We start from the raw sequence: 13,156 nt of genomic DNA on the forward strand, positions 1-13,156 counted from the left end.
GCCGGGAACTGAGGGAGGTCACGGGCACCCTTCTCGCAGACCACGGCGAGTTGTCAGGAGCGGAGCACCACGCGGGTATTCGGGCTCACGCCGCGCCGTAGCGCGCGCGTCCACCGTTGCGGGTCAGCGCCGGAATTCGACCGGACTTCCCCCGCGGGGTGCCAGGACTGTGAAGTTGTGCGGGGTGTGCGGCCCTTCGGCCTACTTGAAGAAGGTGATGCCGTCGTCCGGCAGGTCCTTCAGGTCCTTCGCCCACTCGCTCGGGTCGACGACCTTCTTCAGCTGGGCCGACATGTACGGACGCAGCGAACCCTCGGGGGTGGCCTTCTCGCCGACCCACATCAGGTCACCGTTGACGTAGCCGTACAGCCGCTTGCCGCCGCTGTACTCACCGGCGGAGGCGGTACGCGCGACGGCGTCGGTCGCGAGGTCGATCTGCGGCTTCTGGTCGGCCAGTTCGCCGTACCAGACCTCGGCGATGCCCTGGTCGCGGATCATCACGACGTCGACCTTGCGCTCGGAGTCGACCCGCCAGTACCCGGTCTCGGTCTCCAAGGGGCGCTTCCGGTTGCCCTCGGCGTCGAGTTCCCAGGTGTGCGAGACGTACTCGAGGAAGTCGCGGCCGTCGTGGCTGAAGCTGACCTCCTGGCCGAAGTTGCACTCCTCGGAACCCGGTCCCTGCTCGCCGTCGAGGGCGGCGACGCCCGCGCCCTCCCAGCGTCCGAGGAGGAAGACGAGCGGCACGAGGTCCGGGTGCAGGTCGGACGGAATCTCGATCATGAGGTGCTCAGGCGATCTGTCGAGGGGGTGGGAAAGGCGGCTCAGCGCTGGCCGTCGTAGAGCTTCTTGTACGTCAGCCCGGCGAAGGCCACGGTGCCGACGCAGACCAGGACCATCAGGGCGGTGAAGAATGCCTCAAGCACGGGGGCTCTCCTTGGGCGGGCGACAAGATGTTCTACGGACGCCCCCGATTCTAGCTTTCCCCGCCGCGCCGGCCGAGGTCGGGCCGGAGTCCGGCCGGTGAACGGCCTGCGCGGCGGCCCGCGGGCGGCCGTAGGCTCGGCGCATGGCGAAGAAGAAGCTCGTGATCAAGGTGACGGCGGGTGCGGACGCGCCCGAGCGGTGCTCGCAGGCGTTCACGGTGGCCGCGGTCGCCGCCGCCAGCGGGGTGGAGGTCTCGCTCTGGCTGACGGGCGAGTCCGCGTGGTTCGCGCTGCCGGGGAAGGCGGCCGAGTTCGAGCTGCCGCACGCGGCGCCGCTGCCCGACCTGATCGAGGGCATCCAGGCCGGCGGCCGGATCACGCTGTGCACGCAGTGCGCGGCCCGGCGCGGGATCACCGAGGACGACGTGCTGGAGGGCGTCCGGATCGCGGGCGCGCAGGTCTTCGTCAGCGAGGCCGTGCAGGACGAGGCGCAGGCGCTGGTGTACTAGGCGCCCGAAGGGGCGCGGGGAACGGCGCGACCAGCCACGACGTGCCCGCGCCCGGCGACGTACGGGAAGCGGCACCCCGAGAAGCGGCGCACCCCGCGCCGGGGTGCTGCGCTTGCCAGCCCTGCGCCTCGGCGCAGACCTCCCAAGCGCCGCGGCGAACCGCAACGCGAAAGGGCCGCGTTCCCTGGCGTCCAACCCGGGGGAACGCGGCCCTTGTCGGCGTGGGCCCGGCGCGGCTCAGACCGCGATGGCCACCTCGGCCAGCCCGCCGTCCTGCGCGACGACGGTGCGGTCGGCCTGGCCGCCGGGGACGAGGGCGCGCACGGTCCAGGTGCCCTCGGCCGCGTAGAAGCGGAACTGGCCGGTGGCGGAGGTCGGGACCTCGGCCGTGAACTCGCCGGTGGCGTCCAGGAGCCGGACGTAGCCGGTGACGGGCTCGCCGTCACGGGTCACGTTGCCCTGGATGGTGGTCTCACCGGGCTTGATGGTGGAGGCGTCCGGGCCGCCTGCCTGTGCTCCGCACATGGGGTGTCCTCTCGGGAGTCTCGGTAGGGGGCCGGTCAGCTGTTGGCGCCGACCTCGACGGGCACGCCGACGAGCGAGCCGTACTCGGTCCAGGAGCCGTCGTAGTTCTTGACGTTCTCCTGGCCGAGGAGCTCGTGCAGGACGAACCAGGTGTGAGCGGAGCGCTCACCGATGCGGCAGTAGGCGATGGTGTCCTTGGCCAGGTCCACGCCCTCGCCCTCGTACAGCTCCTTCAGGTCCGCGTCGGACTTGAACGTGCCGTCGTCGTTGGCCGACTTGGACCACGGGATGTTGCGGGCGCTCGGCACGTGGCCGGGGCGCTGCGACTGCTCCTGCGGCAGGTGGGCCGGGGCGAGCAGCTTGCCGCTGAACTCGTCGGGGGAGCGGACGTCGACCAGGTTCTTGGCGTTGATCGCCTCGACGACCTCGTCGCGGAAGGCGCGGATGCTCAGGTCCTGCGGCTTCGCCTTGTACTCCGTCGCGGCGCGCTGCGGCACCTCGGCGACGAGGTCGCGGGAGTCGAGCTCCCACTTCTTGCGGCCGCCGTCGAGGAGCTTCACGTCCTGGTGGCCGTAGAGCTTGAAGTACCAGTAGGCGTACGCGGCGAACCAGTTGTTGTTGCCGCCGTAGAGCACGACGGTGTCGTCGTTGCCGATGCCCTTCTCCGAGAGGAGCTTCTCGAAGCCGGCCTGGTCGACGAAGTCACGGCGCACCGGGTCCTGGAGGTCCTGCTTCCAGTCGATCCGGACGGCGTTCTTGATGTGGTTCTTGTCGTAGGCCGAGGTGTCCTCGTCCACCTCGACGAGCACGACCTTCGGGTCGTCGATGCGGGCCTCGACCCAGTCGGCGTCTACGAGGACGTCGCTGCGGCTCATGCTGTTCTCCTCCGGGCGGTGGGGCGGATTGCGGTGATGCTGTCGCGGAACGCGGGTGTGCGGCCGGCACACGCCGTGAACTGCGGGCGCTGTGCGCGGTGTTGACGCGTGGAGCGGCCTGACTCGGGTGGCGCACGTACGTGTGGGCGGGCGGTACGCGCACTGCGCTGAGCGGCGCGCGGGGACCTTCGGTCCCGGGGCGGGCGCGGCCGGTGCCGTGGCGTCCGGGGGATCAAGTGCCCGCGTCCGCCCGCCGGTTCCGGCGCCGGGGCCCTCGCGGGGTCCTGCGGCTGCGGGAGCGGTGCGGGTCGCGGGCCGCCGGGCGCGGAGCGGGCTCGGGGCCGGCCGTCAGGAGGCGGTGCGACAGAGCATGGCGGCGACGCGGCAGAGATCGACTGCCCGTCGCTTGGTGAGGTCCGCCTGTCGCTTCATGCGCCGATCGTAAGGACGAGTGAGCGCCCGTGTCACCGTCGATCCGCATCATGAGACATATCTGTCCGCGATGCGGGATCGGGTCCCGGTCCGGCACCCCGCCGGACCGCCCGGGAGCTGCCCGGACGGGGCCCGCTTTCTGGTCTGCGGACGTGCTCGTCTCGGGGAGTGGGACAACGCCCGGGAAACGGCCGGAACCGGTCCTGCCGCGAGCCCGGTTCAGCCCGTGAGGCTGACGTCCGAGCCCTTCACGGAGAGCTCGATGCCCTTCTCGGTGGCCTCGACCTCGTCCAGCTCCAGGCCCTTCGGGAGCCCGGCGATCTTGCGCGCGATGTCGATCCGGTCCCGGATCAGGTCCTCGACGCCGGGGATGTCCGCGCCGGGGATGTCCCGGGCCTTCAGCTTCACCTGGTCCCCGGAGACGCTGACGGCGCTGTGCACGCTGCGCTCGAAGGTCTGCCCGAGCAGCGAGACGGAGGCGGTGACCTTCACCTGGCCGCGGCCCTGGTCGTCCTTGCCGCCCCAGCCGACCTCGACGTTCTCGTCGGTGGCCTTGGACAGCGCGTCGTACGAGATCAGCGCCGTGCCCGTGGCGTCCTTGGCGATGGCGGAGTCGAAGTTGCCGCCGATCTCGACGTTCCGCAGCTGCGCCTCGATCCGGCTGACGGTCAGCTCGCGGCCGGCCGTCTCGGTCCGCATGCCGCTGAAGGTCGCGTCGACCTGGTCGAGGTCGCGGCCCAGCACCTGGGTCAGGAACGGGAAGCCCTTGATGTCGACGTCGACGTCCTTGGTGTCCGGCATGCCCTGCGCGCCCTTGATACGGCTCGCGGCCTCGTCCTCGGCGAGATGGACGGCGAGCCGGTCGGCGGCGACGAACAGGATGCCCAGCACGACGAGTACGGCCAGAAGAACGCGTAGTGCGCGCATGTGATCTGCTCACTTCCCCCTGCATGCGCTGCATGCCAGGTCGACTCCGGCGAGTGCGCCGACGCCTTCGTCAACCGCTCCGCCCCGTCGACGAGCGTACGCGATCGGCCCCGTACCGGAACGGGCTCAGGACCGGCCCCACCACGGGGGTCCGGTCCTGAGCGGAGGAGGCGGGAGGGCGTCAGACCAGGGCGCGGCCCAGGACGTGCACCACCGGCGCTGCCAGCGCGAGCGGCAGCGCGACGCCGGCCGTCATGTGGACGAAGCGGGACGGGAAGTCGTAGCTCGCCACCCGCAGACCGATCAGCGCGCAGACCCCGGCCGCCAGGCCGAGCGCGCCCGTACCGGTGGCCTGGTCCGCGAGGCCCGCCAGGTTCCCCGCGCCGACGCCCGCGCCCGCGGCGGCGGCCGCAGCCAGCAGCGGGGAGACGTACGGGGGCAGCGGCAGCGCCCGCACCAGGGTCGCGGCGGCGACGGCCGCGCAGCCGACGATCACCGCCTCGGCGCCGGCCGCGGGCAGCGCGGCCAGCTGGCCGGCGGCGAGCACGGTGAGCGCCGTGGCCGTCAGCGCCGCGGTCAGCGCGTACAGCCGCTCGTCCGGGCCCTGCCGGTTCCGCAGGTGCAGCACCAGGGTGAGCACGCACCAGACGCCGAGCGTGCCGATGGCGATGCCGGGCGCGTGGTCGCCGCCGGTGAGGAGCAGGCCGACGTCGGCCGCGACGCCGGAGAGGAACGCCAGCGCGATGCCCTGCCGGGCGGGCCACATCCCGTTCAGCCGGAACCAGCCGGCGGCCGTGAGCCCCTGGAGCAGCAGCACGGCGACGGCGAGCGGGACGTCACCGAGCGGGGCCGCGCCGGCGATCAGCGCGGCCAGCACGGTGGTGACCGCGGCGGGCAGCAGACCCGGCGCGATCAGCGGCGACCTGCGCGCCCGCCGCCCGCCCTCGGGGGCCGGGGTCGCGGCCTCCGGCGCGGGGCTGGGCGCCGGGATCTGCGCGGAGGCCGGTGCCGGTGCCTGCGCCTGTTCCGGCACGGGGGGCTGCTCGCGGACCTGGCCGCGCGGGGCGTGCTGCGCGTGCGGGTCGTACGGGGTGTAGGGGGTGCGCGGCGGGTGCGGGCCGCCGCCGTGGGGCTGCGTCATGCCGCGCCTCCCGCGAACGGGGGGAGCACCTCGACGGAGCCGCCCTCGCTCAGCCGCACCGACGCGTGGTCGCGGGTGCCGACGGGGTCGCCGTCCACGAGGTACGAGCAGCGCAGCAGGACGCGCGCGAACTCCGGGCGTGCGGTGTGACGTTCGCGTGCGCCGTCGAGCGCTTCGGCGAGCGTCACCGCGTCGTACCGCTCCTCCGCGGTCCCGGCCGCGGCTTTCGCCGCCGCCCAGTAACGGATCGTGCCACTCGCCATCGTGTCCCTCTCGGCCCGGTGAAGCTGTGCGGGTCCCATGATGACGTGCGTGGTGCGCCGTGCGTCGCGGGGTGCGGTGTCGGCATGTGCGGTGCGTCGCGGGGGCGGGGCGCCTGCCACGGTTCGGGGTGCGTTCTGCTGTCGCCGGGCCGCCCCGCCGCCGGGGTGTTCGCGCAGTTCCCCGCGCCCCTTTTTTCGCGGGCCCGCCCGGCTTGTCCGGGTGCGGTGCCGTCGTGGCTCGGGTTTCGCGCAGTTCCCCGCGCCCCTTGTCGCGGGCCGGCCCCGCTTGGGAGAACTGCGCCGTAGGCGTAGGGCTGGCAAGCGCAGCGCCTAGCCCCGGCGCGGGGTGCTCCATGCCGTCACCGGGCCAGCGCCGTCGTGGCCCACGTCCCCACGCGGTGGAGGAGGGGGCCCGCGGCCGCGTTCTCCGCGTGGCCGAAGTCCGGTTCGAGCCAGAGTTCGGCGTGGTCGCCGGTGGCCGCGGCGAGGGAGCGGGGGTGGTCGAGGGGGAAGTACGGGTCGCGGTCGCCGTGCACGAGGAGCAGTGGGACGGGGGCGATCAGCGGGGCTGCGGCGACGGGGGAGAGCGGCACCGGGTCCCAGTCCGCGGGGTGGATGCGGGTGCGCAGGCCGTAGCGGGAGACGAGGCGTCCCAGGGGCCGCTGCACCACCCAGTGCAGCCGCCGCATGGGCGCCGTCCCCTTGTAGTACCAGCGGGCCGGGGCGCTGACGGCGACCACCGCGTCCGCCCAGTCACCCACCCCGGCCGGGGAGCCGGGAGCCCCCGGAGTGGCCGTGCGCCCCTCGTGCTTCCGTGCGCCGTCCGGGCACGCTCTGTCGCCGGGGTGTGCGCTCTCTGCGCTCTCGGCAGGGGCCCGGTACAGAGCCCCGTGCCGCAGCACGACGGAGCCGCCCATCGAGAAGCCGACGGTGGCGACCCGGGCGTGACCCAGCGAGCGGGCCCAGCGGACGGCGGCGGCGAGGTCGAGCACCTCGCGGTCGCCGACGGTGGAGTGTCCGCCGGAGCGCCCGTGCCCCCGGAAGGAGAAGCTGACCACGTCCGTGTGCCGGGCGAGGTGCGCCACGGTGCGGCGCAGCGCCGGACGGTCGACGGAGCCGGTGAACCCGTGCGCCACCACGATCGCGCCGGGCGCCGTCGCCCCGCTCCCGGGGCCCGGCAGGCGGCGCGTGTGCACCGCTTCGAGCCGTACGCCGTCGTCCGTCAGCAGCACGGCGCGGGAGGTCCGGAGGGAGATGTTCGCCGGACGTTCTTCGTCACGCAATGTGACGTCCTCCCCGTCGGAGCGAGCCAACTCACACTGCTTGCCCTCGGTCATGTCGGCTATTCTGCTGTGCCACAGGGATCCGGGCAGCGTCGCCCCCGGGTCCTTTTGTGCTTTCAGGAGCGCATACGTACGAAGCAGTGCCGCCATACGTCCCGACCCGGGACCGAGGAAGGAACTCACACGTGAGCTCGCTACTCCTGCTGACGAACGCTCTCCAACCCTCCGCCGAAGTCCTCCCCGCACTCGGGCTGCTGCTGCACAACGTGCGCGTGGCCCCCGCCGAGGGCGCGGCCCTCGTCGACACCCCCGGCTCGGACGTCGTCCTCGTCGACGGCCGCCGCGACCTTCCCCAGGCACGCACCCTCTGTCAGCTCCTCCGCTCCACCGGCCCCGGCTGCCCGCTGCTCCTGATCGTCACCGAGGGCGGGCTCGCCGCCGTCACCGCCGACTGGGGTGTCGACGACGTCCTGCTCGACACCGCGGGCCCCGCCGAGGTCGAGGCCCGGCTGCGGCTGGCGACCGGACGGCACCAGTCCGTCGCCGAGGACGAGCCCACCGAGATCCGCAACGGCGACCTGTCCGTGGACGAGGCCACGTACAGCGCGAAGCTCAAGGGCCGGGTGCTGGACCTGACGTTCAAGGAGTTCGAGCTGCTGAAGTACCTGGCGCAGCACCCCGGCCGGGTCTTCACCCGCGCCCAGCTGCTCCAGGAGGTGTGGGGCTACGACTACTTCGGCGGCACCCGCACCGTCGACGTGCACGTGCGGCGGCTGCGCGCGAAGCTCGGCCCGGAGCACGAGGCCCTGATCGGCACCGTCCGGAACGTCGGCTACCGCTTCGTCACGCCGGAGAAGCCCGAGCCGACCCCCGAGGAGAAGAAGGCCAAGGCCGAGGCACGTGCGGTGACGGACGCGGCGACGCGGATGGCGCGCGAGGCGGCGCACGGCGCGGGCGTACGGGGCGTGCGCGGGGGTGACGTACGGCCCGGCGCACGGCCCGACCGGGGCTGAGACCTCCCGCGTAGACTGCCGCGCGTGGCCAAGGTGACGCGGGACGATGTGGCAAGGCTGGCGGGTACGTCGACCGCGGTCGTCAGTTATGTGATCAACAACGGCCCGCGGCCGGTCGCCCCGGCCACGAAGGAGCGGGTGCTCGCCGCGATCAGGGAGCTGGGGTACCGGCCCGACCGGGTCGCGCAGGCCATGGCCTCGCGCCGCACCGACCTCATAGGACTGATCGTCCCCGACGCGCGCCAGCCGTTCTTCGCGGAGATGGCGCACGCCGTCGAACAGGCCGCGGCCGAGCGCGGAAAGATGGTCCTGGTCGGCAACTCCGACTACCTCGACGAGCGCGAAGTCCACTATCTGCGCGCCTTCCTGGGCATGCGGGTCTCCGGCCTGATCCTCATCAGCCAGGGCCCCAGCGAGGGCGCGGCGGCCGAGATAGAGGCGTGGGACGCCCGGGTCGTGCTGATGCACCGCCGCCCCGAGGCGATCGACGACGTGGCCGTCGTCCTCGACGACGTCGGCGGCGCCCAGCTGGCCACCCGGCACCTGCTGGAGCACGGCCACAGTTACGTCGCCTGCCTCGGCGGCACCGCCTCCACGCCCAAGTGGGGCGACCCGGTGACCGATCACATCGAGGGCTGGTCGCGGGCCATGCGGGAGGCCGGCCGGTCCGTCGAGGGGCGGCTGATCTCGTCCCCGTACAACCGCTACGACACCTACACGCAGGCGCTCGGGCTGCTGTCCGACCCGGACCGCCCGACGGCGATCTTCTGCTCGACGGACGACCAGGCCATGGGCGTGCTGCGGGCCGCGCGTGAGCTGGGCATCGACGTGCCGGGCGAGCTGGCGGTCGCGGGCTTCGACGACGTGAAGGAGTCGGGGCTCACCGATCCGCCGCTCACCACCGTCGGCGGCGACCGGGAGGCCATGGCGAAGGCCGCCGTCGACCTGGTGCTCGACGATTCGCTGCGGGTGGCGGGTTCGCGGCGGGAGCGCGTCCGCCAGTTCCCGGCCGGCCTGGTGGTCCGGCGCTCCTGCGGCTGCCAGGGGGCGGCGCCGCTCCTGGGCTGAGGTTCCCTTCCGGGGCCTTCAGTGAGTTCTTTATAAGGGCCCAGCGAGGTCTCGGGAGCTTCTCAGCGGCGTCTCAGCCGGTTCTCATGGACGCGGGGCACGCTCGTCACCATGAGCGATGACCAGACCCGCCCCCTGCCCCCTCAGCCCCCGTACCCGTCCACCTTCCCGTCCGGTTCCGCTTACGGCCCCGAGGACGGTTCCGGGTACGAAGTGCCCCCGGCCCGGCGGCGGCTGCGGGGCCCCGTCGCGCTGCTGGCCGCCGTAGCCGTGGTGGCCGGCGTGGTGGGGGCCGGGGCCGCGGTGGGGATCGAGCAGCTGACCGGGGAGAGCGGGGCCGTCGCGGGGGCGACCGGCTCGGCGCGGGGGAGCAACGCCTCGTCGACGGCGGGCAGTGTCTCGGACGTTGCGGCGAAGGTCAGCCCGAGCGTCGTGGAGATCGAGGCCGCTTCCGGTACGGGTGAGTCGACCGGTTCCGGTGTGGTGATCTCGGAGGACGGCGAGATCCTCACCAACCACCACGTGGTGGCCGGCGCCGACCGCGTGAAGCTCACCTTCAGTGACGGCCGTACCGCCACCGCCGACGTCGTCGGCACCAGCCCGGACCACGACCTGGCCCTGGTCAGGACCGCGGACGCCGGTGACCTGACGCCGGCGAAGCTCGGCGACTCGGACTCGGTGGGCGTCGGCGAGCAGGTCGTCGCGATCGGCTCGCCCGGCGGCCTCTCGGGGACGGTGACCAGCGGCATCGTCTCGGCCAAGGACCGCCCCGTCACCGTCGAGAAGAGCGAGGGCGGCGGGGCTCCCGAGGACTGGCCCTTCCAGTTCGGCCGGCAGCAGTACAACGGCGAGGTCGGCGGGGAGACGACGACCTACAAGGCGATACAGACCGACGCCGCGCTCAACCCGGGCAACTCCGGCGGCGCCCTCGTCGACCTGGACGGCAACATCGTCGGCATCAACTCCGCGATGTACTCGCCCGCTTCGGGCTCCGGGGCCGGGACGGGCGGCAGCGGCGGCGGGAGCGGCAGCGTCGGGCTGGGCTTCGCGATCCCGGTGAACGACGTCAAGGACCTGCTGGGCGACCTGCGCTCCGGCGACGGCGGGGCCGCGTGACCGGCGCGGTGCTCCAGGGCGACGCGTACCTCCAGGGTGATGCGAAGCTGGACCCCATGGTGTCCACGGAGTCCCAGAAGGTGCTGATCGTCGACGACGAGCCCGCCGTGCGCGAGGCGCTGCGGCGCAGCCTCAGCTTCGAGGGGTACGCGACGGAGCTCGCCACCGACGGTCTGGACGCGCTGGAGAAGACCGCCGCGTACGAGCCCGACCTCGTCATCCTCGACGTGCTGATGCCCCGTATGGACGGGCTGACCGCGGCCCGCAGACTGCGCGCCTCCGGGCACCGGGTGCCGATTCTGATGCTCACCGCGCGGGACACCGTCGGCGACCGGGTCACGGGGCTCGACGCGGGCGCCGACGACTACCTCGTCAAGCCCTTCGAGCTGGACGAACTCCTCGCCCGCATCCGCGCGTTGCTGCGCCGCACCTCGTACGCGCAGGAGCACGCGGCGGCCGGCCCGGCGGAGACCCAGGAGGGTCCCGGCGTGTGGACCTTCGCCGATCTGCGGATGGACACCGGTACGCGCGAAGTCACCCGCGGCGGGCGGCCGGTGGAGCTCACGCGCACCGAGTACACGCTGCTGGAGATGTTCCTGGCGCACCCCCGCCAGGTCCTCACCCGCGAGCAGATCCTCAAGGCCGTCTGGGGCTTCGACTTCGAGCCGTCCTCCAACTCGCTGGACGTGTACGTGATGTACCTGCGCCGGAAGACGGAGGCCGGCGGGGAGCCGCGGCTGGTGCACACGGTGCGCGGCGTGGGCTACGTGCTCAAGGACGACACCGCGTGATCCGGCGCCTCAACGCGCTGCCCATGCGCTCGCGGCTGGCGCTGCTCGCCGCGCTGACGGTGGCCCTGGCGGTCACGGCGTGCGCGGTGGCCTCCTGGTTCCTGGTGCGGGCCCAGCTGGTGGGCTCGCTGGACGACTCGCTGCGGGACAACCAGATCGACCCGAGCGTCGTCGTCGACCGGGTGCAGTCGGGGCAGTGCGCGCCGCCCGACGAGCACGCGCCGAACCCGTTCGGCGCGACCGTGCAGGTGGTGGACCGCTCGGGCAGCAGCTGCGCCATCGTCGGCAACCGGATCGACGTGGACACCTCGGACATCGACGTCGCCGAGCGGCACCTGGCCGAGGCGGTGCACAACGGCCGCGGCTCGGAGGGCACCGACTACCGGGTGCTGACCAGGCCGGTGCAGAACACCAACGTCGCCGTCTCCGTGGCCCGTCCGCTGACCGAGCTGGACGACTCGCTGAACCGGCTGGCCGTCATCCTCGTCCTGGTCGCGACCACCGGCGTGCTGGGCGCCGCGGGCGCCGGTGTCGCGCTCGCCCGCGCCGGGCTGCGCCCCGTCGACCGGCTGACGGACGCGGCCGAGCACATCGCGCGCACCGAGGACCTCGCCGTCCGCATCCCCGTCGAGGGGGACGACGAGATCGCGCGGCTGTCCCGCTCGTTCAACTCGATGACGGGCGCGCTGGCTTCCTCGCGCGAACTCCAGCAGCAGCTGATCGCGGACGCCGGCCACGAGCTGCGCACCCCGCTGACCTCGCTGCGGACCAACATCGATCTGCTGGTGCGCAGCGAGGAGACCGGCCGCCAGCTGCCCGCCGAGGACCGCAGGGCGCTGCTCGACTCGGTGCGGGCGCAGATGACCGAACTGGGCGCGCTGATCGGCGACCTCCAGGAGCTGTCCCGGCCCGACGCGGGGCCCGGCAGCGGACGCGTCACCGTCGTCGGGCTGCACGAGGTGGCCGAACGGGCCGTGGAGCGGGTGCGGCTGCGGAGTTCGGGTGTGACGGTGACGGCCGAGCTGTCGCCCTGGTACGTGCGCGGGGAGGCGGCGGCGCTGGAGCGTGCGGTGGTCAACCTGATCGACAACGCGGTCAAGTTCAGCCACCGGCAGGGCACCGTCGACGTCTCGCTGTCCGCCGACCCCGGGGCGGAGGGGGAAGGCGTGGTGCGGGTGCGCGACCACGGGCCCGGGGTCGCGGAGGACGAACTGCCGCACGTCTTCGACCGGTTCTGGCGTTCGCCGTCCGCGCGGAGCCTGCCGGGCTCGGGGCTGGGGCTGTCGATCGTGGCCCGCACCGTCCAGCAGACGGGCGGGACGGTACGGCTCGGCGCGGCGGAGGGCGGCGGCACCGAGGCGGTCATGCGGCTGCCCGGCACCCCGCAGCCGCCGGCGGAGGAGCCGGACGGGGAGCCGGAGGAGCCGGCGGACGACGCGGCGCAGGGGAGCGCGGGCGAGGCGGAGGAGCGGCCGCCGCAAGGAAGTTGACGACAAGGCTTGACTTGAACTGAACTTCAAGTCGCAGGCTGAGGGCAGTTCGCGACAGACCGCGTCCGAGCAGTCCCAGCAGCCCGAGGAGAAGCCATGTCCGCTCAGTCCAGCGCGCCCCTGCGTCTCGCCGTCATCGTCGGCAGCGTCCGCGAGGGCCGGTTCGCGCCCGTCGTCTCCGAGTGGTTCGCGGGGGAGGCCCGGGCCTACGGCACCTACGAGGTGGACGTCATCGACCTGGCCGAGCCGGCCAACACCCTCCCCCTCGTCCTGCCCGCCTCCGAGGACTCCGTGACGGAGGAGGTCGGGCGGATCTGGAGCAGCCTGGCGAAGCGGCTCGACGCCGCCGACGCGTTCGTCGTCATCACCCCCGAGTACAACCACAGCTTCCCGGCCTCGCTGAAGAACACCCTCGACTGGTTCCACGCCGAATGGCAGGCCAAGCCCGTCGGGTTCGTCTCCTACGGCGGGATGGCGGGCGGCCAGCGGGCCGTCGAGCAGCTGCGCCAGGTCTTCCCCGAGCTGCACGCCGTCACCGTGCGCGACACCCTCAGCTTCGCCATGGCGGGCAACCGCTTCGACGCCGAGGGCCGCCCCGTCGACGAGGAGAGCACCAACGCGGCGGCCAAGGGCATGCTCGCGCAGCTGGAGTGGTGGGGCCTGGCCCTGCGCGAGGCCCGCACCAAGTCCCCCTACGGGAAGGCGGACTGACCGGAAACCGCCGCCCGGCGGCCCCCGTGGTGCACAGCGACCGCACAGGGAGCGCACCGCGGGGGCCGCGGCCGCGTTCCGGGCCGTAG

General features: G+C 73.2%; 13 protein-coding genes, 1 pseudogene and 1 riboswitch. Of the genes and pseudogenes, 7 read left to right on the forward strand and 7 right to left on the reverse strand.

Translation table 11 applies throughout. From position 1 onward, the window contains the following. Positions 1-52: 52 nt before the first annotated feature. A riboswitch (cobalamin riboswitch) is annotated at positions 53-181 on the reverse strand. Between the two features lie 20 nt (positions 182-201). Next, positions 202-780: an FABP family protein gene (locus tag HCC30_RS12160; protein ID WP_169442466.1), complete on the reverse strand. Its 579-nt coding sequence runs from the start codon at positions 778-780 to the stop codon at positions 202-204. Between the two features lie 286 nt (positions 781-1,066). Here HCC30_RS12160 and HCC30_RS12165 point away from each other — a divergent pair, with 286 nt between their 5' ends. Next, the gene (locus HCC30_RS12165) at positions 1,067-1,432 is read left to right on the forward strand and encodes a DsrE family protein (protein ID WP_169442467.1); all 366 of its coding nucleotides are present in this window, start codon (positions 1,067-1,069) and stop codon (positions 1,430-1,432) included. A 237-nt stretch (positions 1,433-1,669) separates the two neighbouring features. On the opposite strand, the gene HCC30_RS12170 is transcribed toward HCC30_RS12165, so the two are convergent. The 6 genes and pseudogenes from HCC30_RS12170 to HCC30_RS12195 form a co-directional block, all read right to left on the reverse strand. Further along, positions 1,670-1,957 carry a DUF1416 domain-containing protein gene (locus HCC30_RS12170; protein WP_169442468.1) on the reverse strand — a complete coding sequence of 96 codons (288 nt, stop codon included), beginning with the start codon at positions 1,955-1,957 and terminating at the stop codon, positions 1,670-1,672. 35 nt (positions 1,958-1,992) lie between these two features. Further along, positions 1,993-2,832 carry a sulfurtransferase gene (locus HCC30_RS12175; protein ID WP_169442469.1) on the reverse strand — a complete coding sequence of 280 codons (840 nt, stop codon included), beginning with the start codon at positions 2,830-2,832 and terminating at the stop codon, positions 1,993-1,995. 651 nt (positions 2,833-3,483) lie between these two features. Further along, positions 3,484-4,191: a DUF2993 domain-containing protein gene (locus HCC30_RS12180; RefSeq protein ID WP_169442470.1), complete on the reverse strand. Its 708-nt coding sequence runs from the start codon at positions 4,189-4,191 to the stop codon at positions 3,484-3,486. 181 nt (positions 4,192-4,372) lie between these two features. Then, a pseudogene (locus tag HCC30_RS12185) lies at positions 4,373-5,128 on the reverse strand (hypothetical protein); the annotation flags it as partial. 200 nt (positions 5,129-5,328) lie between these two features. Then, on the reverse strand, positions 5,329-5,595 hold the full coding sequence (locus tag HCC30_RS12190; RefSeq protein ID WP_169442472.1) for a MoaD/ThiS family protein: 267 nt from the start codon (positions 5,593-5,595) through the stop codon (positions 5,329-5,331). 359 nt (positions 5,596-5,954) lie between these two features. Further along, positions 5,955-6,932, reverse strand: a complete 978-nt coding sequence (locus tag HCC30_RS12195; RefSeq protein WP_240979514.1) for an alpha/beta fold hydrolase — start codon at positions 6,930-6,932, stop codon at positions 5,955-5,957. Positions 6,933-7,063: 131 nt separating this feature from the next. Between HCC30_RS12195 and HCC30_RS12200 the strand changes: the two genes are divergently transcribed. From HCC30_RS12200 to HCC30_RS12225, 6 genes are all read left to right on the forward strand, one after another. Further along, a complete protein-coding gene (locus tag HCC30_RS12200; RefSeq protein WP_346776596.1) occupies positions 7,064-7,891 on the forward strand; it encodes a response regulator transcription factor in 828 nt (275 codons plus the stop codon). A gap of 24 nt (positions 7,892-7,915) precedes the next feature. Continuing rightward, positions 7,916-8,959, forward strand: coding sequence for a LacI family DNA-binding transcriptional regulator (locus HCC30_RS12205; RefSeq protein WP_169442473.1), 1,044 nt, complete (start codon positions 7,916-7,918; stop codon positions 8,957-8,959). Positions 8,960-9,070: 111 nt separating this feature from the next. Continuing rightward, the gene (locus HCC30_RS12210; protein WP_169442474.1) at positions 9,071-10,075 is read left to right on the forward strand and encodes a trypsin-like peptidase domain-containing protein; all 1,005 of its coding nucleotides are present in this window, start codon (positions 9,071-9,073) and stop codon (positions 10,073-10,075) included. Positions 10,076-10,131: 56 nt separating this feature from the next. Beyond that, complete coding sequence (locus tag HCC30_RS12215; RefSeq protein ID WP_169442582.1) at positions 10,132-10,866, forward strand: response regulator transcription factor; 735 nt, start codon at positions 10,132-10,134, stop codon at positions 10,864-10,866. A gap of 23 nt (positions 10,867-10,889) precedes the next feature. Next, entirely contained in the window at positions 10,890-12,356 is a 1,467-nt protein-coding gene (locus HCC30_RS12220; protein ID WP_169442583.1) for a HAMP domain-containing sensor histidine kinase, read from the forward strand. Positions 12,357-12,452: 96 nt separating this feature from the next. Further along, a complete protein-coding gene (locus HCC30_RS12225) occupies positions 12,453-13,067 on the forward strand; it encodes an NAD(P)H-dependent oxidoreductase (RefSeq protein WP_169442475.1) in 615 nt (204 codons plus the stop codon). The last annotated feature ends 89 nt before the right edge of the window (positions 13,068-13,156 follow it).

This window comes from Streptomyces sp. HNM0574 (assembly GCF_012726235.1).
Lineage (GTDB): Bacteria > Actinomycetota > Actinomycetes > Streptomycetales > Streptomycetaceae > Streptomyces.

What these genes read in the sequence shown, in the direction of transcription:
- HCC30_RS12190 (WP_169442472.1), bottom strand. Translation starts at nt 5,595, where the DNA reads ATGGCGAGTGGCACGATCCGTTACTGGGCGGCGGCGAAAGCCGCGGCC.
- HCC30_RS12195 (WP_240979514.1), bottom strand. Translation starts at nt 6,932, where the DNA reads ATGACCGAGGGCAAGCAGTGTGAGTTGGCTCGCTCCGACGGGGAGGAC.
- HCC30_RS12215 (WP_169442582.1), top strand. Translation starts at nt 10,132, where the DNA reads ATGGTGTCCACGGAGTCCCAGAAGGTGCTGATCGTCGACGACGAGCCC.
- HCC30_RS12175 (WP_169442469.1), bottom strand. Translation starts at nt 2,832, where the DNA reads ATGAGCCGCAGCGACGTCCTCGTAGACGCCGACTGGGTCGAGGCCCGC.
- HCC30_RS12160 (WP_169442466.1), bottom strand. Translation starts at nt 780, where the DNA reads ATGATCGAGATTCCGTCCGACCTGCACCCGGACCTCGTGCCGCTCGTC.
- HCC30_RS12220 (WP_169442583.1), top strand. Translation starts at nt 10,890, where the DNA reads ATGCGCTCGCGGCTGGCGCTGCTCGCCGCGCTGACGGTGGCCCTGGCG.
- HCC30_RS12225 (WP_169442475.1), top strand. Translation starts at nt 12,453, where the DNA reads ATGTCCGCTCAGTCCAGCGCGCCCCTGCGTCTCGCCGTCATCGTCGGC.
- HCC30_RS12165 (WP_169442467.1), top strand. Translation starts at nt 1,067, where the DNA reads ATGGCGAAGAAGAAGCTCGTGATCAAGGTGACGGCGGGTGCGGACGCG.
- HCC30_RS12180 (WP_169442470.1), bottom strand. Translation starts at nt 4,191, where the DNA reads ATGCGCGCACTACGCGTTCTTCTGGCCGTACTCGTCGTGCTGGGCATC.
- HCC30_RS12170 (WP_169442468.1), bottom strand. Translation starts at nt 1,957, where the DNA reads ATGTGCGGAGCACAGGCAGGCGGCCCGGACGCCTCCACCATCAAGCCC.
- HCC30_RS12210 (WP_169442474.1), top strand. Translation starts at nt 9,071, where the DNA reads ATGAGCGATGACCAGACCCGCCCCCTGCCCCCTCAGCCCCCGTACCCG.